At 65.1% G+C, this 20,240-nt stretch carries 22 protein-coding genes and 1 pseudogene; 10 read left to right on the top strand and 13 right to left on the bottom strand.

All coding sequences use genetic code 11. The features are described from left to right. Positions 1-74: 74 nt before the first annotated feature. From M2339_RS02780 to dapB, 3 genes are all read right to left on the bottom strand, one after another. Complete coding sequence (locus tag M2339_RS02780; protein ID WP_264575351.1) at positions 75-341, bottom strand: spike base protein, RCAP_Rcc01079 family; 267 nt, start codon at positions 339-341, stop codon at positions 75-77. A 104-nt stretch (positions 342-445) separates the two neighbouring features. After that, entirely contained in the window at positions 446-1,102 is a 657-nt protein-coding gene (nth, locus tag M2339_RS02785; protein WP_264587571.1) for an endonuclease III, read from the bottom strand. A 3-nt stretch (positions 1,103-1,105) separates the two neighbouring features. Further along, positions 1,106-1,873 (bottom strand): 4-hydroxy-tetrahydrodipicolinate reductase, encoded by a 768-nt coding sequence (dapB, locus tag M2339_RS02790; protein WP_264587570.1) that lies wholly within the window; start codon positions 1,871-1,873, stop codon positions 1,106-1,108. A 41-nt stretch (positions 1,874-1,914) separates the two neighbouring features. Between dapB and M2339_RS02795 the strand changes: the two genes are divergently transcribed. From M2339_RS02795 to M2339_RS02825, 7 genes and pseudogenes are all read left to right on the top strand, one after another. Beyond that, positions 1,915-2,616 carry an NAD-dependent deacylase gene (locus M2339_RS02795; protein WP_264587569.1) on the top strand — a complete coding sequence of 234 codons (702 nt, stop codon included), beginning with the start codon at positions 1,915-1,917 and terminating at the stop codon, positions 2,614-2,616. Positions 2,617-2,674: 58 nt separating this feature from the next. Next, positions 2,675-3,352, top strand: coding sequence for an MBL fold metallo-hydrolase (locus M2339_RS02800; RefSeq protein ID WP_319799380.1), 678 nt, complete (start codon positions 2,675-2,677; stop codon positions 3,350-3,352). Between the two features lie 229 nt (positions 3,353-3,581). After that, complete coding sequence (gene rpmF / locus M2339_RS02805) at positions 3,582-3,761, top strand: 50S ribosomal protein L32 (protein WP_264570885.1); 180 nt, start codon at positions 3,582-3,584, stop codon at positions 3,759-3,761. Positions 3,762-3,783: 22 nt separating this feature from the next. Beyond that, on the top strand, positions 3,784-4,830 hold the full coding sequence (gene plsX / locus M2339_RS02810; RefSeq protein WP_264587568.1) for a phosphate acyltransferase PlsX: 1,047 nt from the start codon (positions 3,784-3,786) through the stop codon (positions 4,828-4,830). Then, complete coding sequence (locus M2339_RS02815; RefSeq protein WP_319801016.1) at positions 4,827-5,798, top strand: beta-ketoacyl-ACP synthase III; 972 nt, start codon at positions 4,827-4,829, stop codon at positions 5,796-5,798. Before plsX ends, M2339_RS02815 begins: the two co-directional genes overlap by 4 nt. Positions 5,799-5,954: 156 nt before the next feature. Then, positions 5,955-6,251, top strand: a complete 297-nt coding sequence (locus M2339_RS02820; protein WP_264570883.1) for an integration host factor subunit alpha — start codon at positions 5,955-5,957, stop codon at positions 6,249-6,251. An 85-nt stretch (positions 6,252-6,336) separates the two neighbouring features. Beyond that, a pseudogene (locus M2339_RS02825) lies at positions 6,337-6,612 on the top strand (MerR family transcriptional regulator); the annotation flags it as partial. A gap of 241 nt (positions 6,613-6,853) precedes the next feature. Here the strand turns inward: M2339_RS02825 and M2339_RS02830 are convergent. The 3 genes from M2339_RS02830 to M2339_RS02840 form a co-directional block, all read right to left on the bottom strand. Further along, positions 6,854-7,405 (bottom strand): SixA phosphatase family protein, encoded by a 552-nt coding sequence (locus M2339_RS02830; RefSeq protein WP_264587567.1) that lies wholly within the window; start codon positions 7,403-7,405, stop codon positions 6,854-6,856. Continuing rightward, a complete protein-coding gene (locus M2339_RS02835) occupies positions 7,402-10,173 on the bottom strand; it encodes an ATP-dependent DNA helicase (RefSeq protein WP_264587566.1) in 2,772 nt (923 codons plus the stop codon). The genes M2339_RS02830 and M2339_RS02835 overlap by 4 nt, the downstream gene beginning before the upstream one ends. Before the next feature lie 83 nt (positions 10,174-10,256). Further along, the gene (locus tag M2339_RS02840; RefSeq protein ID WP_264587565.1) at positions 10,257-11,630 is read right to left on the bottom strand and encodes a PLP-dependent aminotransferase family protein; all 1,374 of its coding nucleotides are present in this window, start codon (positions 11,628-11,630) and stop codon (positions 10,257-10,259) included. Positions 11,631-11,710: 80 nt separating this feature from the next. Here M2339_RS02840 and M2339_RS02845 point away from each other — a divergent pair, with 80 nt between their 5' ends. Both M2339_RS02845 and M2339_RS02850 read left to right on the top strand, forming a co-directional pair. Next, entirely contained in the window at positions 11,711-12,160 is a 450-nt protein-coding gene (locus M2339_RS02845) for a DUF983 domain-containing protein (RefSeq protein ID WP_264585458.1), read from the top strand. Then, positions 12,157-12,369, top strand: a complete 213-nt coding sequence (locus M2339_RS02850; protein ID WP_264587564.1) for a hypothetical protein — start codon at positions 12,157-12,159, stop codon at positions 12,367-12,369. Before M2339_RS02845 ends, M2339_RS02850 begins: the two co-directional genes overlap by 4 nt. 12 nt (positions 12,370-12,381) lie before the next feature. Here M2339_RS02850 and M2339_RS02855 read toward each other — a convergent pair whose 3' ends face one another. Continuing rightward, positions 12,382-12,741: a PilZ domain-containing protein gene (locus M2339_RS02855; RefSeq protein ID WP_264570877.1), complete on the bottom strand. Its 360-nt coding sequence runs from the start codon at positions 12,739-12,741 to the stop codon at positions 12,382-12,384. 179 nt (positions 12,742-12,920) lie between these two features. Here M2339_RS02855 and M2339_RS02860 point away from each other — a divergent pair, with 179 nt between their 5' ends. After that, positions 12,921-14,522, top strand: coding sequence for a lysine--tRNA ligase (locus tag M2339_RS02860; RefSeq protein WP_264587562.1), 1,602 nt, complete (start codon positions 12,921-12,923; stop codon positions 14,520-14,522). Positions 14,523-14,576: 54 nt separating this feature from the next. Here the strand turns inward: M2339_RS02860 and M2339_RS02865 are convergent, their stop codons facing one another. From M2339_RS02865 to M2339_RS02890, 6 genes are all read right to left on the bottom strand, one after another. Then, entirely contained in the window at positions 14,577-15,011 is a 435-nt protein-coding gene (locus tag M2339_RS02865) for a hypothetical protein (RefSeq protein WP_264587561.1), read from the bottom strand. Between the two features lie 141 nt (positions 15,012-15,152). Then, a complete protein-coding gene (locus M2339_RS02870) occupies positions 15,153-16,985 on the bottom strand; it encodes a DUF885 domain-containing protein (protein ID WP_264587560.1) in 1,833 nt (610 codons plus the stop codon). A 185-nt stretch (positions 16,986-17,170) separates the two neighbouring features. After that, positions 17,171-17,611 (bottom strand): RcnB family protein, encoded by a 441-nt coding sequence (locus M2339_RS02875; RefSeq protein WP_181560201.1) that lies wholly within the window; start codon positions 17,609-17,611, stop codon positions 17,171-17,173. Positions 17,612-17,772: 161 nt separating this feature from the next. Then, entirely contained in the window at positions 17,773-18,462 is a 690-nt protein-coding gene (locus M2339_RS02880; protein WP_264587559.1) for a 2OG-Fe(II) oxygenase, read from the bottom strand. Between the two features lie 148 nt (positions 18,463-18,610). Then, entirely contained in the window at positions 18,611-19,552 is a 942-nt protein-coding gene (locus tag M2339_RS02885) for an RcnB family protein (RefSeq protein ID WP_264585451.1), read from the bottom strand. Between the two features lie 121 nt (positions 19,553-19,673). Then, the gene (locus M2339_RS02890; protein ID WP_181560199.1) at positions 19,674-20,234 is read right to left on the bottom strand and encodes a (2Fe-2S)-binding protein; all 561 of its coding nucleotides are present in this window, start codon (positions 20,232-20,234) and stop codon (positions 19,674-19,676) included. Positions 20,235-20,240 lie beyond the last annotated feature (6 nt).

Here is a 20,240-nt window from a genome sequence, read left to right on the forward strand (position 1 = left end):
CGTCGGGGAGACGCCAAGGGGCCGATGGCGGCGCGCAGACCCTGCAGCGCCGAAACCAAATCCGGGACCGACCATCAGGCAAGGCCCACAATGTCGGCGGCGGTCGTGCCGCTGGCGCGGATGTAGCGAGCGCGGATGTCGAGGATCTGCCCTGACGCGACATTCTTGAGCACCACGTCCGTGCTGGATCCCGCCGCGCGCAGGGTGATGGCGCCGCCTGTTCCAACATAAATGGCCTTGGGCAGCGGGTCGATTTCGTTGGTGGCGTGGGGCGTAATGGCAAAGGCCTCGCGCGCCGGCTGGGTGAGGGTGTCGGTCTGGGTTTCGAAGCGGTCGGCCATGTCCGTGTCTTTCCTGTGGCAGGTGCCGCGGCCGAATCGCCGCAGCGCCCATAAGCCACCGAATCGGTGCTGTAGGACAGGGAAAATTTACCTATATGGTGAAATCAGGGTGCGGGCGTCTTTTCTTTGAATAGGCATACATCGCTGATGATGCAGCGCCAGCATTCGGGCTTACGGGCTTTGCAGACATAGCGGCCGTGCAGGATCAGCCAATGGTGGGCATCACGTCGGAAGGGCTGAGGGACGCGCTTTTCCAAGCCGTTCTCGACGGTAAGAACCGTCTTGCCAGGGGCCAGCCCCGTCCGGTTGCCGACCCGGAAGATGTGCGTGTCGACCGCAAAGGTCTCCTCACCGAACGCCGTGTTCATCACCACATTGGCGGTCTTGCGACCCACGCCCGGCAGCGTGGTCAGCACGTCCCGGTCGCGCGGCACTTGGCCACCATAGGCCTCCACCAACGCCTGCGAGAGCGCGATGACGTTCTTGGCCTTGGTGTTGAACAGGCCGATGGTCTTGATGTGTTCCTTGAGCGCCTCCTCGCCGAGCGCCACCATGTCCGCCGGCGTCTTAACCGTTTCGAACAGCCGCCGCGTCGCCTTGTTGACGCCCGCATCGGTCGCCTGCGCGGAGAGGACCACGGCCACCAGCAATTGGAAATCATTGCCATATTCCAGCTCGGTGCGAGGCTCGGGATTATGCTCCGCCAGCCGCGAGAACAGCGTAAAAATCTGGTCGCGGTTGAGAATGCGCTGCCGGCTCAAGACCTACAGCCCCAGCATATCCGCCATGGCATAGCGTCCCGGCGCCTTGCCGATCAGCCATTGCGCGGCCTTCACCGCGCCACGGGCGAAGATGATGCGACTTTCGGCCCGGTGACCAAGCTCGATCCGCTCCTGATCGGCTGCCAGCACCACAAGATGATCGCCTGCGACCGATCCACCGCGCAGCGCCGCAAAACCGATGTCGCCGGCGTTGCGGGCGCCGGTGATCCCGTCGCGCCCGCGCGCCCTATGGTCGGCAAGGCTGATCCCGCGCCCGGCCGCCGCCGCTTCGCCGAGCAGCAGCGCCGTGCCGGAAGGGGCGTCCACCTTGTGGCGGTGATGCATCTCCAGAATTTCGATGTCCCAATCGTCGCCCAGTCGCGCGGCCGCTTCCCGAACGAGCGCGGCCAGCAGATTGACCCCGAGCGAGGTATTGCCCGTCTGCAGCACCGCGATCTGCGCCGACGCGCGGTCGATGGCGGCGTGATGCGCTGCTTCGAGGCCGGTCGTGCCGATCAGCAGCGGCTTGCCCGCCGCGACGCAGGCATCAAGATGCGCCTGCAACGCGCCGGGCACCGAGAAGTCGATCAGTACGTCCGCGCTGTCTGCAAGATCCATCGCGTCGCTTGTGATCGCCGCGTCCTCTGCGCCGATGGTCCCGCCCGGCTGGCTGTCCGTTCCGCCGGCCACCGCAATCCCGGCATCCGCTGCAACCCCCGCGATCGCCTGACCCATGCGCCCCCGCGCGCCAAAGATGCCGATCGCCGTCATGATGCTTGCGTCCTTCGCCCCAAATCTGTCTCATCGCGGCGATGCCAGACTCGAACGCACTTGTCATCCTCACCGGCGCCGGGATTTCGGCAGAAAGCGGCTTGGAGACCTTCCGCTCGGAGGATGGCCTTTGGGCGCAGCATCGGATCGAGGATGTCTGCACGCCCGAAGCGCTGGCGCGCGATCCTGCGCTGGTCCATCGCTTCTATGATATGCGTCGCGCCGCGTTGGACCGCGTTGAGCCCAATCCCGCGCATGAGGCGCTCGCCCGGCTGGAAGCGCATTGGCCCGGCGAGCTCCTGCTGGTCACGCAAAATGTCGATGATCTCCACGAGAGGGGCGGCTCGCGCAACCTCCTCCATATGCATGGCGCGTTGAACAGCGCGCTGTGTGCCGCCTGCGATCATCGTCTGCCGTGGACCGGTCTTCTCCCGCCTGCAGCGGCGTGCCCTATCTGCGGCGCGCGCGACCTGCGGCCCGACATCGTGTTTTTCGGAGAGATGCCTTATCAGATGGCGCGGATCGAAGCGGCGCTGGCCCGTGCCGATCTGTTCGTGTCGATCGGCACGTCGGGCGCTGTCTATCCGGCCGCCGGGTTCGTCCGCATGGCGCAGGCCTATGGCGCGCGGACGCTGGAGCTGAATCTCGAACCTTCAGAAGGCAGCGCCTGGTTCGATGAATCCCGCCTCGGCCCGGCGAGCCAGCTCGTGCCGGCATGGGTCGAGGAGATGCTGGCGTCCTGAACGCCGCTGCCCCGCGCTACCCTTGCGCCGGGCGGATTCGACTGCCAGATCAGACCGCATGACTGCCGATCCAAAAAATCCCCCGATGCGCGCCGCGATGATCCCGGTGACGCCGCTCCAGCAGAATTGCTCGCTCATCTGGTGCACCAAAACCATGCGTGGCGCGCTGGTCGATCCCGGCGGGGATCTGGCGCGGCTCAAAAAGGCGGTGGCGGATGCCGGCGTGACGCTGGAGAAGCTGCTCGTGACGCACGGTCATATCGATCATTGCGGGCAGGCCGGCGTGCTCGCCAAGGAATTGGGCCTGCCTATCGAAGGGCCCCATGAGGATGATCGCTTCTGGATCGCGCGACTGGATGATGATGGCAAGCGCTGGGGCGTACCCGGCGAGCCGTTCGAGCCGACACGCTGGCTGGTCGATGGGGATACGGTCACCGTCGGCGAGCTGGTGTTGGATGTCATCCATTGCCCCGGCCACACGCCGGGTCACGTCGTCTTTCATCACGGCCCGTCCAAGCTCGCTATTGTCGGCGATGTCCTGTTTCAAGGCTCTATCGGCCGTACTGATTTTCCGCTCGGCAATCATGAGGATCTGATCGCGTCGATCACGCGCAAGCTCTGGCCGCTGGGTGGTGAGACGATCTTCGTGCCGGGCCATGGCCAGCCCAGCAGCTTTGCGCATGAGCGGGCCAGTAACCCCTTTGTGGGCGACAGCGTCACGGGCGTGCGCGACTGATGGCGCGATGCGGCCTTCCTATCACCCAATGTCCGGTCTGGTCCCGCAAGCGCCCAGTTTGTCCAATGAATCGGTTGCACCATCAGGAAAAAGCGCTATAGGCGCTCACTCTCGCGAACGCCCGGCTCTCGGTTGGCCGCGGTCCTCTGTGGCCGCCAAGACGCCTTTGCAGGCGGCCAGGCAAGCGAACCCGTTATTGATGTTTTGCGTTTTTTAGACAGGTGCCCTCATGGCTGTCCCAAAGAGAAAAACTTCGCCGTCCAAGCGCGGCATGCGTCGCAGCCATGACTCGCTGCGCGTGGAATCCTATCAGGAATGCCCCAATTGTGGTGAGCTGAAGCGCCCCCACAATCTGTGCACCGCTTGCGGGCACTATAACGGCCGCGAAATCATCGCGATCGGCGCCTGAGGCCCGACCGGGGAATCATGCTGTGAAGACGCCGCGGATCGCGATTGATGCGATGGGCGGTGACGAGGGCGTCCGCGTGATGATCGCGGGTGTTGCCTTGGCGCGTCGTCGGCATGAAGGGCTGCAATTCCTGCTCTTTGGTGATGAGACGCGGATTCGTGCCGCGCTCGCCAACCACCCCAATCTCTCGCAAGCCGCTGAAATCGTTCACACCGACAAGGTGGTGAACGCGGGCGACAAGCCCAGTCAGGCGATCCGCCAGTCCCGCCAGAGCTCAATGGGCTTGGCGATTCAGGCTGTGAAGAACGGCGAGGCGCAGGCTGCCGTCTCCGCCGGCAATACCGGCGCGCTGATGGCGATTGCCAAGCTTGCCCTGCGCACGCTGCCGGGGATCGACCGGCCCGCCTTGGCTGCATTCCTGCCCACGTTGGGCGACAATGATGTCGTCATGCTCGATCTCGGTGCGAACACCGAGTGCGACGCGCGCAATCTCGTTGAATTCGCGATCATGGGCGCCGCTTATGCCCGTGTCGTGCTCGATCTCGAGATGCCGCGCGTGCGCCTGCTCAACATCGGCACCGAGGATTTGAAGGGCACTGACGAAATTCGCGATGCCGCTGCGGTCCTTCGCAAGGGCATCGGCCTGCCGCTCCGCTTCGATGGCTTCATCGAGGGAGATAAGATCGGCTCGGGCGATGCGGATGTGATCGTCGCCGAGGGCTTTGCCGGCAATATCGCGCTCAAGACGGCCGAAGGCACCGCACGGTTCGTAACCGACGTGCTGCGCCGGGCTTTTACGAGCTCGTTGCGCTCCAAGGCCGGTTTCCTGCTCTCGAAGCCAGCGCTGCACCTGCTCAAGGTGCATCTTGATCCCAACAATCATAATGGCGCCGTCTTCCTCGGCCTCAACGGCATGGTGGTGAAGAGCCACGGCGGTGCCGACGAAAAGGGCATCGCCAACGCCGTCCACGTCGCCGCGCGGCTGGTGGAGGAAGATTTGAGTGCCCGCATCGCGCAGGACATCGCCCGCGTTGGGCCTATTGGAAAAGAGGAACTGGTCGCCAAATGACCTTGCGGTCCGTGATCGAAGGGACCGGGTCCGCCCTGCCCCGGCGCCGTGTCGACAATCATGAGTTGGCGCAGACAGTGGACACGAGCGACGAGTGGATCGTCGAGCGGACCGGCATTCATGCTCGCCATCTGGCCGGGGAGGGCGAAACGACCTCCACGCTCGCGGTCGAGGCGGCGCGCAAGGCTTTGCAGGCGGCAAATGTCCCGGCCACCGAAGTCGATCTCATCATTCTGGCGACGACGACGCCCGACCAGACGTTTCCGGCGACTGCCACGCGCGTTCAGACCGGTTTGGGCATCAATGATTGCGTCGCGTTCGATGTGGCAGCGGTATGCTCGGGCTTTCTGTACGCGCTGACTGTCGCGGACAACATGATCCGTGGCGGCGCGGCAAAGACCGCGCTGGTGATCGGTTCGGAGACAATGAGCCGGCTGCTCGACTGGGAAGATCGCGGCACCTGCGTGCTGTTCGGCGATGGTGCAGGCGCGGTGCTGCTGCGCGGGCAGGATACCGATGAGGAGACCGGGCGGGGCATTCTCGCCAGTCGCCTCCACGCCGATGGCCGGCATAACTGCCTGCTCCATACCGACGGCGGCGTTTCGACCACCGGAACGGTCGGCAAGCTGCGGATGAAGGGGCAGGACGTCTTCCGCCACGCGGTCGTCAACCTTGCGCAGGTGCTCCGCGAAGTGCTCGAGGCGGCCGATATCGCAGTCGAGGATATCGACTGGGTGGTCCCGCATCAGGCCAATGCCCGCATTCTCGATGCCACGGCGCGCAAGCTGGGGCTAGAAGCGGAGCGGGTGATCGTCACCGTCGATCAGCATGCCAACACCTCGGCCGCTTCGGTCCCGTTGGCCCTCGATGCCGCCGTGCGGGACGGGCGCATCAAGCGGGGCGATCTCCTCGTGCTTGAAGCAATGGGCGGCGGCTTTACCTGGGGTGCCAGCGCTCTTCGGTTTTAGCCCGTGTTCTGATAATCTTATTTTTCAATAATATCGCGAAATAACTGTGGCTTGTTTCGATTCTTGCCGATTGCATTGTAAGAGTTTCTGCCGCAGAGACGGCGATGTGGCCTGTTGGGGGACAGGGCGCGCTTGGTTTCGTTATTTGGGGGCGAAATGAGTTCAGAAGACACGTTGACCCGCGCTGAGATCGCTGATCGGCTCAACCGCCAGATCGGCCTCTCGCGGTCTGAATCCGCGCAGATTGTCGAGCAGGTGCTCGACCTTGTGAGTGAGGCACTTGAGCAAGGCGAGAATGTCAAAATTTCCGGTTTTGGGACGTTCGTGCTGCGCGACAAGAACGAGCGCGTCGGGCGCAATCCGAAAACCGGCGTCGAGGTGCCGATCACGCCGCGGCGGGTTCTCACCTTCCGGCCGAGCCAGACGCTGCGCGAACGCGTCGCCGGCGCCTGAATATCTCACGGCTGACTGTCGCGTGATGGGCTCGTGCGGTCGGTCGCGGATTGACCCGCGCGCGTATCTCGTTGCAGAATAAGGCATGGCCAAAGATGACGGCGCGTTTCTGACGATTGGAGAGCTTGCTCGTGAACTGGGCGTGGCGCAGCATATCTTGCGCTACTGGGAGACCCGGTTCCCGCAGCTTCGTCCGCTCCAGCGTTCTGGTAATCGCCGCTATTATCGGCCGGCTGACGTGGAACTTGCGCGTCGGATTCATCGACTGTTGAATGAGGAAGGCTTTACTGTGCCGGGTGCGCAGCGGGCCTTGGCCGGCGCGCGCAAGGCGGCGTCGGCGCCTTCCTCCCCTGAGGCAGACGCAGCGCAACCCGCTGAGCGGCTCGTGCAAGGGCCTGCGCCCGCAGCGAGCGACGGGCGTTCCAGTCCGGCACGGACGGCAATGGACGACCTGTTTTCAGGGACGGCCGTCGATCAGCCGGTCCGCCCGCGCGCGCCGGCCTCGCCGGACATCTCCACGGTGATTGCAAGGCTGAGGGTGATCCGCAACAATCTCGAAGAGGCGCTCAACCCCGGTTGAGCGGCCTGTCTGCGCTTCCGACTCAGCGCTGATCCGGCCCCAGACTCGGATCCAGATCGCGTGGCCGTACAAAGGCTTCAAGCGTCGCCGCATCAGCGAATCCGCTGGCGAGGTCCGCCCAGCCCGCCACATCGAAGGTCAGCACGGCCATGGCGGCGGTCGGGAATTTCGTTTCGACGGATGCGCGCAGTCCGGCCAGCCGCTCTTGGCCGCTGGCCATCAGGATGAAATCCTCAAGGCCGGGACTGTGGGCGGCCAACAGAACCGAGGCCCGGTCCGGCGCGATTTCGCTCAGCACCTCTGCTATGGTTCCGGCAGAAGCCAGATAGAGCCGCATGTCCCGCATGGGTTCGGGGCAGGGGCCATAAGCGTCGCGAAAACGCGCCAATGTCTGCGTCACGCGGACGGCGGGCGATGCGATGATCGTCTCGAAGGTCACGCCGTGACCGGCGGCCCATTGGCCCATGACGGCCGCCGCGCGGTCGCCGCGGCCGTTCAGCCCGCGGTCGAAGTCGCGCAGCGCGGCATCGCTCCAGTCAGACTTGGCATGGCGCAGAACGATAACCGTCTTCATTCCTTGGTGGACACCCTAGTCTTATAAGATCCGTCCAGCGGTCTCTGCCCGATATCGGCCGAGGAACCAAGGCGTGAGCGCACGCGCGCGATGGCTTCATCGAGCGGAATGCGCAGGATGGGGACATCGGCTGGGAAAGCACTCAACAATCGGCTGGGCATGGCCGAGGAGAGCATCACGAACTGGCCGCTGTCGTCACCCCGGCGGATCAGTCGCCCGAAGGCCTGGGCGAGGCGGGCGCGGACCAGCCGATCATCATAGGCGGTCGGCTCACCACTGGCCTGCCGCCGCGTTGCGTGGAGGACCGAGGGTTTGGCCCAGGGCACGCCTTCCATCACCACCAACCGCAGCGAATCGCCCGGCACGTCGATGCCGTCACGCAGCGCGTCCGTGCCGAGCAGGGAAGCGCGCGGATCGTCCCGGAACATGTCGATCAGGGTTGCGGGGTCGAACGGGTCGACATGCTGCGCATAGAGCGGCAGGCCGGCACGGGCGAGCCGATCGGCAATGCGCTTCTGCACGGAGCGCAGCCGGCGAATGGCGGTGAACAGCCCCAGCGTCCCCCCGCCGGCCGCCTCGATCAGCCGGGCATAAGCACCGGCCAGCGCGGGCAGATCGCCGCGTTTGATGTCGGTGACGATCAGCACTTCGCTCTGCCGCGCATAGTCGAAGGGGCTGGCCGCCTCGAACCATTGCGGTGCGCGGCCCAGATGCACCGCGCCAGATCGCTCGACGGCCGTCTGGGTATCCCCGCCGGCCCGTAGCGTCGCCGACGTGACGAGCACGCCATGGGCCGGCCGCATCACCGTCTCGGCCAGGGGCTTGGTCGGGTCCAGCCAGTGGCGGTGCAGGCCGATGTCATATTCCTTGCCCTCGACGCGATCCACTGCCAGCCAGTCGACAAAGGCGGGCTCGGGCGGCCCACCGACGCGCAGCAGGAGCGCAATCCAGGCGCGCAGCAGATCGCACCGCCAGCCAAGGGCGGAGATCGCGCCATCGATACGCGCGCGCGCCGGGCCATCCAGCCAGTCCGGCGCCAGCTCAATGACGGCGACGAGGCGCTTGCCCAGCCGCTGGAGCGGGCCCAGCAGTGCCTCCAGCGCGCGCGCGGCATCGGTCGCAGCATCGATCAGTGCGCCGTCCGCTTCGCTTAGGTCCACTTCCAGCCCATAACCCGGGTCGGTGTCGCGTCCGTCCCGTTCGGCGCGGGCGTAGACGGTGTCGCGCACGGCGGCGAGCACCGCCTCGATCGCGCCCTCGGCGCCATGCTCGACGACGCGGCGCAGCCAGTCCTCGCCCGGCAGGGCGCGAGCGGCTTCGCGTGCGGCGTCGATGGCCTCGGCGCCTTCCTCGTCATAGCTCGCGACATCGGAGAGACGGGCGGCGAGGCCGCGCCGGCGCCCCTTGCGCTCGCTTTCCGGCCCCATGATCCAGCGCCGCAGTTCGATCGCCTCGCGCCCGGTGAGTGCCGCGCCGAAGGTCGAGTCCGCCGCATCGAACAGATGGTGCCCCTCGTCGAAAACGATCCGGGTTGGCGTGCCTTGGGCTTCCCGCCCGCGCGCAGCGTTGATCATCACCAGCGCGTGATTGGCGATCACAATGTCCGCATTCTGGCTGGCGCGGGTCGCCCGCTCGATGAAGCAGGTGCGGAAATGCGGGCAGCCTGCATAGATGCACTCGCCGCGCCGGTCAGTGAGCGCGGTCGCGCCCGCACGGCGAAACAGGGCCATCAGCCAGCCCGGCAGATCGCCCCCGACCATATCCCCGTCGCGCGTATAGCCCGCCCAGCGCGCCACGAACTGCGCCAGCACCGCCGCGCGCCCGGCGAAGCCGCCCTGCAGGGCATCTTCCAGGTTAAGCAGGCAGAGATAATTCTCCCGGCCCTTGCGAATGACGACATGGCGGCGGAAGGCGGCATCGTCGGGATAATGGCGCCGGGTCTCGCGGTCGAGCTGGCGTTGCAGGGCCTTGGTGTAGGTCGCGATCCACACCGTGCCGCCGGATTGCTCTGCCCAGAGCGTTGCGGGGGCGAGATAGCCGAGTGTCTTGCCAATGCCGGTGCCGGCCTGGGCCAGCACGACATTGGGCGTGTCCTCACGCGGCCGGGGCGCGAAGCTGCCAGAGGCGGCGGCGGCGAAATCGCGCTGGCCCTGCCGCGTTTCGGCGCCGCTGCCGGTGAGGCTGCGCAGGCGCGCCAACACATCCGCCTCGCCGAGGGTCACCGGGCGCGGGGCAGGGCGGGGCGCCTGCTCCTCCCATTGCGGCAGGCGCGTGAACAACCATCGCTCGGCCTCAGCCGGTTGACGAATGCGCGGGCGCAGCAGCGGCGCCCAGCTCCACCGCAGCCGCTCGAGCTGATTGAGGCTGGTCCAGGCGCCTTCACGTTCCGACCAGTCGGCCCGCTCGGTCCAGCCGAGCATGGAGCTGGCAATCTGCGGGATGAGCCGGGCCGCCTCGGCATCGCTGGCCGGCGGCGCCAGACCCATGGCCCGGGCCAGTCCTGCGACGGTGGGAATCACGAATTGGGCGGGGAAGAGGAAGGCAAATAGCTCCAGCAGGTCGAGGCCAGAGAGATCCGCATAGCCCAATCGCGATCCCAGCAACGGTGCATTGACCAGCAGGAGCGGCGTATCCGCGGCGCGCGCGAGGGCTTGTCCGCGACCAAGCCCGATGGTCTGTTCGCCGCTGCCATCGGTTAGCCAGATGCCTGCATGGCTGGCATGGAGCGCCGGTGGCAGGCCCGGCAGGATCGGATCGGATGGGGACACCCAGCAGCCATAGCGTGCTCAGTCCATAAGGGGAACGCGCCGTTCGGTTATTTTACCGCATATCCGGCGGCCGGGGGCCGAACTCAGCGCCCCAGTCGATCCCGCAGGTGTCGCAGCGCACGTTCGATCGCCCCATGGTCGAGCGCGCCGCCGACGGACAGGCGGATATGCGTGGACGTGCCATCTTCAGTGGCGAACGCACTGCCGGCCACGGCAGAAAGGCCCATGCCACCCAGCACATCGATCAGCGCGTCGATATCCGGCGCCCGTCCGCTGGTATCGCGCAGGTCCAGCCAGAGATGGTAGCCCTCGGGCTGCATCCGGTAGGGCAGGCCGGCCAGATGGCGCGTCACGAGCCGGTGCCGCACTATCGCTTCGGCCCGCACGCCATCGATCAGCGCACCGAACAGCCCCTCGCGCAGCCAGTGGCTGACCAGAGCGACGTTCAGCGGCGGCGCCATCACGGCACTGTCGCCCAGCGCCGCGCCAAATTGCAGATTCTGCTCTGCGGAGGGCGCGCGAACATGCGCGACGCGCAAGACCGGCGAGATGAGCTTGGACGTGCCGGCAATATACCAGCTTTGCGCGGGGATCAGCGCTGCGCAGGGCGGATGGGCGGCGCGGCAGAGCTGCCCATAGGCATCGTCCTCGATCAGCGTTGCGCCATGCGCGGCAATGACGGCGGCAATGTCCTCCCGGCGCCGCAATCCCATGGTGATGCAGGTGGGATTGTCATTGGTCGGCGTGAGATAGACGGCGCGCGCGCCCCCGCGCAGGGCTGCGTCCAGCGCATCCGGTGTCAATCCCTCATCATCGACATTGACGGGCGTCAGCACCAGACCCCGTCGCCGCGCCAGCGCGATCATGCCGGGATAGATGAACGGCGCGCAGCACAGGCGGTCGCCCGGCTCCAAAATGCTATGGACCAGCCCGTGCAGGGCATGTTGGGCGCCCGCCGTGATAGCGATCTGGTCCGCCTCGGTCGGCAAGCCGAGCGCCGCCAGCCGCTCGGCCCCTTGCGCGCGGTCCGCGATGTTGCCGAGGCTTGGCTGATATTGGAGGATCGGGGAATGGCGGCCGGCGCGCAGCAGGCTGGCCATGCCATTGTGGATCGCCTGCGGAAGCAGGTTGAAGCCCGGCTGCGGAGGTACATTCATGCCTCGGTCGCTCGCGGTTTCGCCAAAGCGGGGCAGGGCGATGTCGTTGCGCACGAAGCTGCCGAGCTTCCCGGCGCCTTCGATCAGCCCGGCCTCGCGCACCAGCGTGTAGGCGCGCGTCACCGTCGTCAGGTCCACGCCGAGCTGCGCGGCCAGATCGCGCTGCGCGGGGAGGCGTTCTCCGGGTCGCAACTCGCCGGAGTGGATCGCGCCGCGCAGGGCATCGGCAATGGCGGCATATTTTGGCCCATGGGCGGGGCGGAATTTCTCGGCGCGGATCAGGGTAACCCAGTTCTGCATGGCAAGCGCCCGTTTTATGTATGGTGGGATGATGCCTACATATTGCCTATCTGATTGCCGAAGGAAATGGAGCAATCGCCATGTCGAACCTGACCACGCATGAGCATGAAAACGGCCCTCGGCATGACCCCGTGCGCACCGGATTGCGCGGCCGCTGCCCACGCTGCGCGCAGGGCCGGCTATTTAAGGGATTCCTGACCATCCGCGACTCCTGTGAGGTCTGCGGTCTCTCATATGATTATGCCGAGCCGGCCGATGGCCCCGCTTTCTTCGTGATCTGCTTCGCCTGCGTGCCGGCGGTCGTTTTCGCGCTCGTGCTGCAGGTAAAGGCCGATCCGCCGCTGTGGCTGCATCTGGTCACGACCCTGCCGCTGGTGCTGGCCACCTGCATCCTGCCATTGCGGCCGCTCAAGGGCTGGCTGATCTGCAGCCAATATTTCTTCAAGGCGCGGGAAGGGCGGGTGTCGCAACCCTGGCGCCCTTATGGCGCGGATGGCCCGCTGGTCGCGCCTTCGGGCGACCGGCCGTGACTGCTGCGCCCATCGATCTGGCCCGCAAGGCCGCAGCACAGCATCTGCGCGAGAGCGGCTTCGCCGAAGAGGCTCAGCGCGTAGCAACGGGCGAGGGTGATGATTTCGTGGAAGTCCGGCTCGCGCTTGCCCTACTCAAGATTCTCCGGCCAGAATCCGGCCCCCCGGTCCGGCGCAACGGCCGGCGGCTGGTCGGCGAGGAATGTTGAGGTGGGCGGAATTCAGGCGAGGCGGCGCCCAAAACCGCGAATTGGGCCAGCGCTCGCATCCGCGAAGGCCGCACTTTCCGCGAAAAGGGCTGATCGGGCCAGTTCGAGATGCTGATAGAGCGCGCCATCCCTTAGCGGGAAAATGAATCGGCAGCCGGTGCGGTCAACCTCATGCCAGATCGACTGGGCATAGATCGTCTCGCTCATATAATCGATCTGGAAGCGTGTGCCTTCGCTCAGGCTGCATCCTGAAATCAGGCCGCCGTCCTCGGTCAGGTCCACCAAAGTGCCCTCCTGCACATCGAGCACGGTTGTTATGATAACAGGAACTTGGACGCAGACGCGCTGCGGCCGGTCGATCTTATGGTCCACGGTGAGACTCCCACACAAGCCCACCCGATTCTCCCCTCCCCAGGGGTTTTGCGTCTCCGGCGGACGTTCACGATGTCTTACACCAATTGGTAAAATTTTCGTTTCGTCGCATTTCTGTTTTTTGCTCTCCGGCCTTTTTGGTTGTTGCGTGCGCGCTCTTGGCGCTAGAGGCTCGCCGCATGACTGATGCTGATTATGCCGCTCAACTGCGGGAGGCCGCGAAGGTCTCCAAGGCCTGGCCCTATGAAGAAGCGCGCAAGCTGCTCAAGCGCTATCCGCAGGGCAAAGCGGGCGGTGCGCCGATGCTGTTCGAGACCGGCTATGGCCCCTCGGGCCTGCCGCATATCGGCACGTTCAACGAGGTGCAGCGCACCACCATGGTCCGCCACGCCTATGAGGAAATGACCGGCGCGCCCACGCGCCTCATTGCCTTCAGCGATGACATGGACGGGCTACGCAAGGTGCCGGACAACGTCCCCAATCAGGCCATGCTGACCGAACATCTCGGCCGCCCGCTGACGCAAGTGCCCGATCCGTTCGAGGAGTTCGAGAGCTTCGCACACCACAATAATGCGATGCTGCGCGCATTCCTCGATCGCTACGGCTTCGATTACGAGTTCGTCTCCTCGACGGACATGTATCGCGGGGGCCAGTTCGATGACGCTCTGCGCAATGTGCTGCGCAACTATCAGGCGATCATGGACATCATGCTGCCCACGCTGCGCAAGGAGCGGCAGGCAACCTATTCGCCGGTGCTGCCGATCAGCGCCAAAAGCGGCATCGTGCTGCAGGTCCCCGTCGAGGTCGTCGACGCCGATGCCGGGATCGTCCGCTTCGAGGATGATGGCGAGACGATCGAACAGAGCATCCTCTCCGGCGGCGCCAAGCTGCAGTGGAAGGTCGACTGGGCGATGCGCTGGGTCGCGCTCGGCGTCGATTATGAGATGGCCGGCAAGGATCTGATCGACAGCGTCACGCAAAGCTCAAAGATCGCCCGGGCGCTCGGCGGACGCCCGCCCGAGGGCTTCAATTACGAGATGTTCCTGGACGAGAAGGGGGAGAAGATCTCCAAGTCCAAGGGCAATGGCCTCAGCATCGAGCAGTGGCTGACCTATGGCTCGGAAGAGAGTCTGGCCTTCTATATCTATCGCGAGCCCAAGGCGGCCAAGTCGCTGCACATCGGTGTCATTCCGCGCGCGGTCGATGATTATGAGCAGTTCCGCTCCGCCTATGCGACGCAGGCCGTGGACAAGCGCCTCGGCAATCCCGTTCACCATGTCCATGGCGGGCAGGTGGCGGACGATCCGCTGCCGGTCACCTATGGCCTGCTGCTCAATCTGGTCGGCGTCATGGGCGCCGATGCGACCGAGCATCAGGTGTGGGCCTATCTGCGCAACTACGCGCCCGATGCCTCGGTGGAGCGCTATCCGCGCGTCGCCGGCCTCGTGCGCAATGCGCTGGCCTATAATCGCGATTTCGTCGCGCCCACGCTCAAGCGCCGCGCGCCGGAGCCCAACGAAGCGCTGGCCCTGCGCGAACTGGATGCCCAGCTAGCCGCTTTGCCGGACGACGCCTCGGCCGAAGACATCCAGAATATCGTCTACGAAATCGGCAAGGACCCGCATTACGGCTTCGAGCAGCTGCGCGACTGGTTCAAGGCGCTTTATGAGACCTTGCTCGGCGCCCAGCAGGGGCCGCGCATGGGCAGCTTCATCGCACTTTATGGCATTGCAAACAGCCGCAAGCTGATTGCCCAGGCGCTGGATTTGGCAGCCGCATAATCAGTAGAACGGGGGTGAGCTACCCTCCAACGTTCCCCGCGTTCAGCAGCCGCATCAATTCGCGGGACGATGCGGCTGCAACTGTGCGGACCGGATCGCCGCCACGGCTGCGACGGTCTGGTGAAAGAGGAAATGCGTGACATCGCAGGGCAGCGTCTCGCGCAGCAGGCGCGTGGCCTCCGCCTCGTCGCCTTGGATCGCCGTCACCGCCAGATCGCCAAGCAGCGCCTCGTCAGGGCTGAGCGACATCGCGCAGGGGCGATGCACAAGGAAATGCTCGGGCCAGCCCTCCTGCAATCCCCGCAGGAGCAGAATGACGCGCCGGGCGGCATCCATGGACCGCAAGCGGACGGCGAGGTCCGGCACAGGATCACGACCTGACTGGCCGTAGATAATGCACAGCCGCGCGGCCATGATGAGGTGCATGGCCGTCAACGGAAAGGACCGCAGGTCCCGAAAGGCGAAAAGAGCGGATAAATCCCTGGTCATAGCGACCCCTTCCAGCAGAATGAAGGCTGGCAGGATATGATATTGCGAACGAATTGCAATAGTGATTGGGGCCGACATCGCCGTCAATCCCGGTGGCTCTCGCTTGGGCGGCGCCACCGGGTGCACACAGGGCGCAGCCGATTACCGAGCCTTGGCGTGGGCAATCCAATCGTCGATCTTGCGCTCCAGCACGCTCATCGGCAGCGCGCCGGTCATCAGCACCTGATCGTGGAAGGCCTTGACGTCGAACCGGTCGCCAAGCGCCGCCTGCGCCTTCTTCTTCAGCCGCTGGATGGTCAGCGCGCCGATCTTGTAGGAGAGGGCCTGCGCCGGCATGGCGATGTACCGCTCGACCTCGGCGGTGGCGTCCGTCTTCCCCATTGAGCTGTTATCCAGCATGTATGCAATGGCCTGATCGCGGGTCCAGCCTTTGGAATGGATGCCGGTATCCACCACCAGCCGCATCGCGCGAAGCATCTCGTCGTCAAGATGGCCCATGCGCTGATAGGGGTCTTTGAACAGCCCGAAATCGTAGCCCAGCGTCTCGGCATACAGCGCCCAGCCTTCGACATAGGCGGTGTTGCCGCCGAAGCGAATGAAGTCGGGCAGGCTGGCATTTTCCTGCGCGAGGCTGATCTGGAAGTGATGACCCGGCGCGCCTTCGTGCAGATAGAGCGTCGTCATGCCGGGAATGCTGCGGGAGGGCAGGTCATAGGCGTTGAAGTAGAACACGCCGGGGCGCGTGCCATCGGGCGTGCCATTCTCGTAGGAACCGCCAGCCTCGAACTTCTCGCGGAATTCGGGATAGGGCCGGATTTCCAGCTTGGCCTTGGGCAGAGTTGAGAACTGGCTCGGCACCTTCTCATCGACGATCTTGCCGATGCGGTAGAATTCCTCCGTCATCCACTCGCGGGACTTGGGGTGAAATTCCGGGGCCTCGCGCAAATGGGTGAAGAAGGCGCCGAGCGTGCCCTTGAATCCCACTTCGTCCCGCACCTGCTCCATTTCGCCGCGGATGCGCGCCACCTCCGAGAGGCCGAGATTATGGATATAATCCGGCGTGAGCGGCAGCGTTGTCATGCTCTTGACCAGCGCGGCATAAAGCTCCGCGCCACCCTTCATGGCGCTGAGGCCAACGCCCTCGCGCGCGACCGGCAGATAGTCCGCTTTCAGGAAGTCGCGCAGCCGCTTCTGGGCGGGGTTGATCTCGTTGATCAGCGCATCCCGATAAGCCTTGGTCAACCGCTGCCGGTCAGCCGATGCGATGTCCTCGGGAAAATCCTTCACCGGCTGGTAGAAAGGCGATTCGTCCACCGGCTGGGCCAGCAGGGCGTCGAGCTGCGAGATCGTATTGCCGATGGTCAGCTTGGTCTCGACAACGCCGCTCGCCATGCCCTCGCGGAAGCGGCCGATCGCGCGGTCGAGATAGCGCACATAGTCCTTGTGACGCTTGAGGTTGTTCTCATAGTCGGCGAGCGTCTTGAACGGCGCCGCGCCCTTGCCGGATGACAGGGTCGGGTAGAAGGTGTGCAGCCCCGTGAAATGATTGATCGGGATGACCGCGCTGATGTTGACCAGCGGCGGGCTGAGTTTCGTCAGCTTGTCCTGCACTTCCCACTCGAACACGTCATAGGCGATCTTGTTCTGGGCGTTCAGCCGGTCGCGGTTGATGGCGTGGAGAGCGGCGAGATTGTCCTGCGCGATTTTGCGCTCGGTCGCGAAATAGGCATCGCTGATATAATCGCCCATGCGGTCGGCATGGCGCATATCACCCCGAAACAGCGCATCGAGCGGGTTGTTGGCGAGCGTGGCCTCATTGGCGCGAGCGAAGAGCGCGGTCAGGCGTTGATCCTCGCTGGAGGCAGTCTGGCCGGCGGGTTGCGCCGCAGGCGTCTGGGCCAGCAGGGGCGTGGCGGAAGCGGCGGCGGCAAGTAGCAACGAGAGGCTGCGGGTAAGGCGCTGGGCGCGGAACATGGGAAATCCTTTCCGGGAAGGTCGATCGGGGGATCGCATGCTTGGATGCGTAGCGCCGCGCGCTGTTCATCACAACGCTCGACCGGCTCGTTTCGTCGTGCGGAAGCATGCTCAGGCGCATAAAAAGGGCCGCGCCGAATGTCGGCGCGGCCCTCTTCATTCCCATCCCGAAAAGGGACGCGTGGTCAGCGGTAACGGAAGGCGTTGTGGATCACCTTCACGACCCTGCCGGTGCGCGTATTCACGAGCAGCGCGTCGTCATAATGGCGCACCCAGACCTGGTTCGCACGGGGGGCATCCCAGTGGAAGCGGCGCCAGTCATTCACGACATAGCTGCGGCCGTAATAGACGGGCCGAATGGTGACGCCTGCCTTGAAGTTCTGATATTTGAACGGGGCCGCGCGCCACGGGCGCTCGCGATTATAGTCGCGCACCTCGCGCTGATAGTCCCAGCGAGCGTCGCGCAGGTCACGCTTGGCATCGCGAACATCGCGGCGGGCGTCGTTCACGTCGCGACGAGCTTCCCGGACATCCTGCCGGTCCTGGGCGTGATAGGGCTGGGCCATCGCGGTGGTGGGGATGAGGGTGAGGGCTGCAAGCCCGCCGAGCAGAAACTTTTTCATCATGTGACACTCCTTTCAGTGCCGGCCAGGCGCCTCGTTCTGCGGCCTTGGTCGCCTGATCCTTATCGGCTCGACGGGCTGAATGGCGCGCGAACGCCTGTGTCAGCTTTCGCTCATAAGTGTCGCAATTTGTCTGAGGTTCCCACGCGTGGCGGAGCGCGGAGTCAGGGCTTGTTACGCGGTTCCCACGGGCGCTCGCGATACCAGCGGGTCACCACATATTTGGCGCCTTTGGCAACGGGCAGGGCCGCATGCAGCGTATCGTAATTGGGGCTGCCATCCGCGATCATATTGTTCCAGATCAGCAGCGTGCCGGTGCGGGGTGGGATCGTTACGCCCAAGCGGGGAAACTGCGTCTCGCCGCCCGCTTCGACATCGCACAGATAGGCCATCGCCGTCCAGCAGCGCTGTCCGCCAGTCGCCCGCATCGCCGGCCAATAGTGCACCTTCGCGGGAAAATAATCGCAATGGAGCTGATATTGCTGGGACTCGTAATAACGCTGGCCCTGCAGCAGCTCGCCATATTCGCCTTCGATGCCCATCAGCGCGTCGATGCGCTTCGTTACTGCGACCACGAGCGGATCGTAGATATCGAGATTGCAGCTGCTGCTGGTGCGGTACCCCGACTCGGTGCCGGAAAACAGCTTGGAGGGTTTGCACCCGGCATCGATCTTGCCGATCAGCTCGCTGCATTCCTTAGGCGTCACCAGTCCGTGGCGCAGGAACATCTCGGCCCGCTCTGTCTGCACCCGGCTGATCATCGGATTGCGGGAGAGGCGCTGGCGCACGCGGACCCCGATCTCCGCGCGGGCTTGCGAGGGAAGTTCCGCGTCATCTGGCCAATCTTGCTTCATGCTTGCCTCCTGCCATCCCGATCCCGGGCTTAGCAAGGGGAGGCGGTGCGCCAGCACCCAAAAAAGGACCGGCCCCTGCCGAAGCGGGAACCGGCCCAGTGTTTCCTGAAGGCCGCTCAGGAAGGGCTTGATGCGGGCGCCGACCCGCTCACCAGAAGAAGTCGTGGATCACATCGACGACATAGCCGTCGCGGGTGTCGACCAGCAGCGCATCGTCATAATAGCGCACCCAACGCAGCGAGCCGTATACGGGCGGCAGGCGGTACTCATAGGGATCGCTGATCCAGTAATTCCGCCCGAACAGCATGTCGTTCAGGTAGATGCCGATCGAAAAGCGGCGATAGCCGTAGTTCCAACCATAGGGCGCGTAATAGGTCGGCATGCGGTAGACCGAGCGATACTGCGTACGGTAGCGTTGCCAGTCATAGCGCCGGTCGTTGCGCCAGCGATTGTCCCAGCGGCGCTGGTCGGCCCAGCGTTGGCGCTCGTTCAGGCGCTGCCGCTCCCAATCGGCGCGGTCCCGGCCTGCGCTGTCATTGCGTCGCCAGTCATTGTCGCGGCGACCATCCCAGCGGCGCGCGTCGTCGCGGTCCCGCCAGTCGGTGCGGTTGCCATCCCGATTGGCCTGCTCGCGGCGACGCTCCCATTCGGCGCGGTTCTCGGCTTGCTGGCGGCTATCGTCACGCCAGTTGGCATTGTTCCGGCTGGTGTCATTCCAGCTGCGCGGCTGATCGCGGGGACGCTCGCGCTGCTCGGGCCTGTCGGGCCGGCCGGCCTGATCGGGTGCGCGACGGTCCTGCCAATTGGGGCGGGGCGCATCGGACGGCGCGACGCGGGTCGTGGTCACCGTAGCGGGCGCGCGCTGCTGCGGAGCCGGCTGCGGACGCATGCCTTCCCCACGCGAAGGTCCACCGCGCTGTCCCGACCAGTCACGCCGGCGATCGCCACCGTCCTGCCGGGGCGCGGATTGCTGCTGCTGGTTCTGGTTGCGGATCCAGTCGCCCCGGTTGGCGCTGCGCTCCTGCGCAGCAACCGGCGCTGTGGCCAGCATGGTGGAAGCCAGCAGGCCGAAGGTCAAAAGACGGCTCATCGTGGTTACATCCTCAAAGCAGGCGGTTCTTCGCCATTAAGGATGTGTTTACGACAAGGCCGCTGTCGTCATGCTGAACATTGCTGACAGCGATGCGAAAGCTTGTCTCGCAGCGGGACGCTCAATCGGCGGTGGAGCGCCCGTCGTTGGGCGGCGTCATGGCGGGCACATGGCGCGCGGCATCTGCCGGCGCAATGCCCGGCGCCGGCGCGGCCGCGACCCGCTCCTCGCCGCGCATGATGCGCCCCGCCTGCTTGATCGCCTCGCGAATGCGCGGATAGGTGCCGCACCGGCAGATATTGGTCATCGCCGCGTCGATCTGCGCGTCGGTCGGGTTGCTGTTCCGGCGCAGCAGCACGGAGGCCGCCATGATCATGCCGGATTGGCAGTAGCCGCATTGTGGCACCATCTGCGCTGCCCAGGCCTGCTGCACAGGATGGCTCCGGTCCGGCGAAAGCGCCTCGATGGTCGTGACGAACCGGCCTTCCATCGCGGCGATCGTGACCTGGCAGGAGCGGATCGCGAGACCGTCAATGTCGACTGTGCAGGCGCCACAGTCGCCCGTGCCACAGCCATATTTGGTGCCGGTGAGGTTGGAAGCATCCCGCAAAGCCCACAGCAAGGGCGTCTGCGGGTCCATCTTGTACTCGACCGGGCGGTCGTTGACGGTGAACTTGGTCATTGGCCC

Origin of the sequence: Sphingobium sp. B2D3C (assembly GCF_025961835.1) — a bacterium.
Classification (GTDB): domain Bacteria; phylum Pseudomonadota; class Alphaproteobacteria; order Sphingomonadales; family Sphingomonadaceae; genus Sphingobium.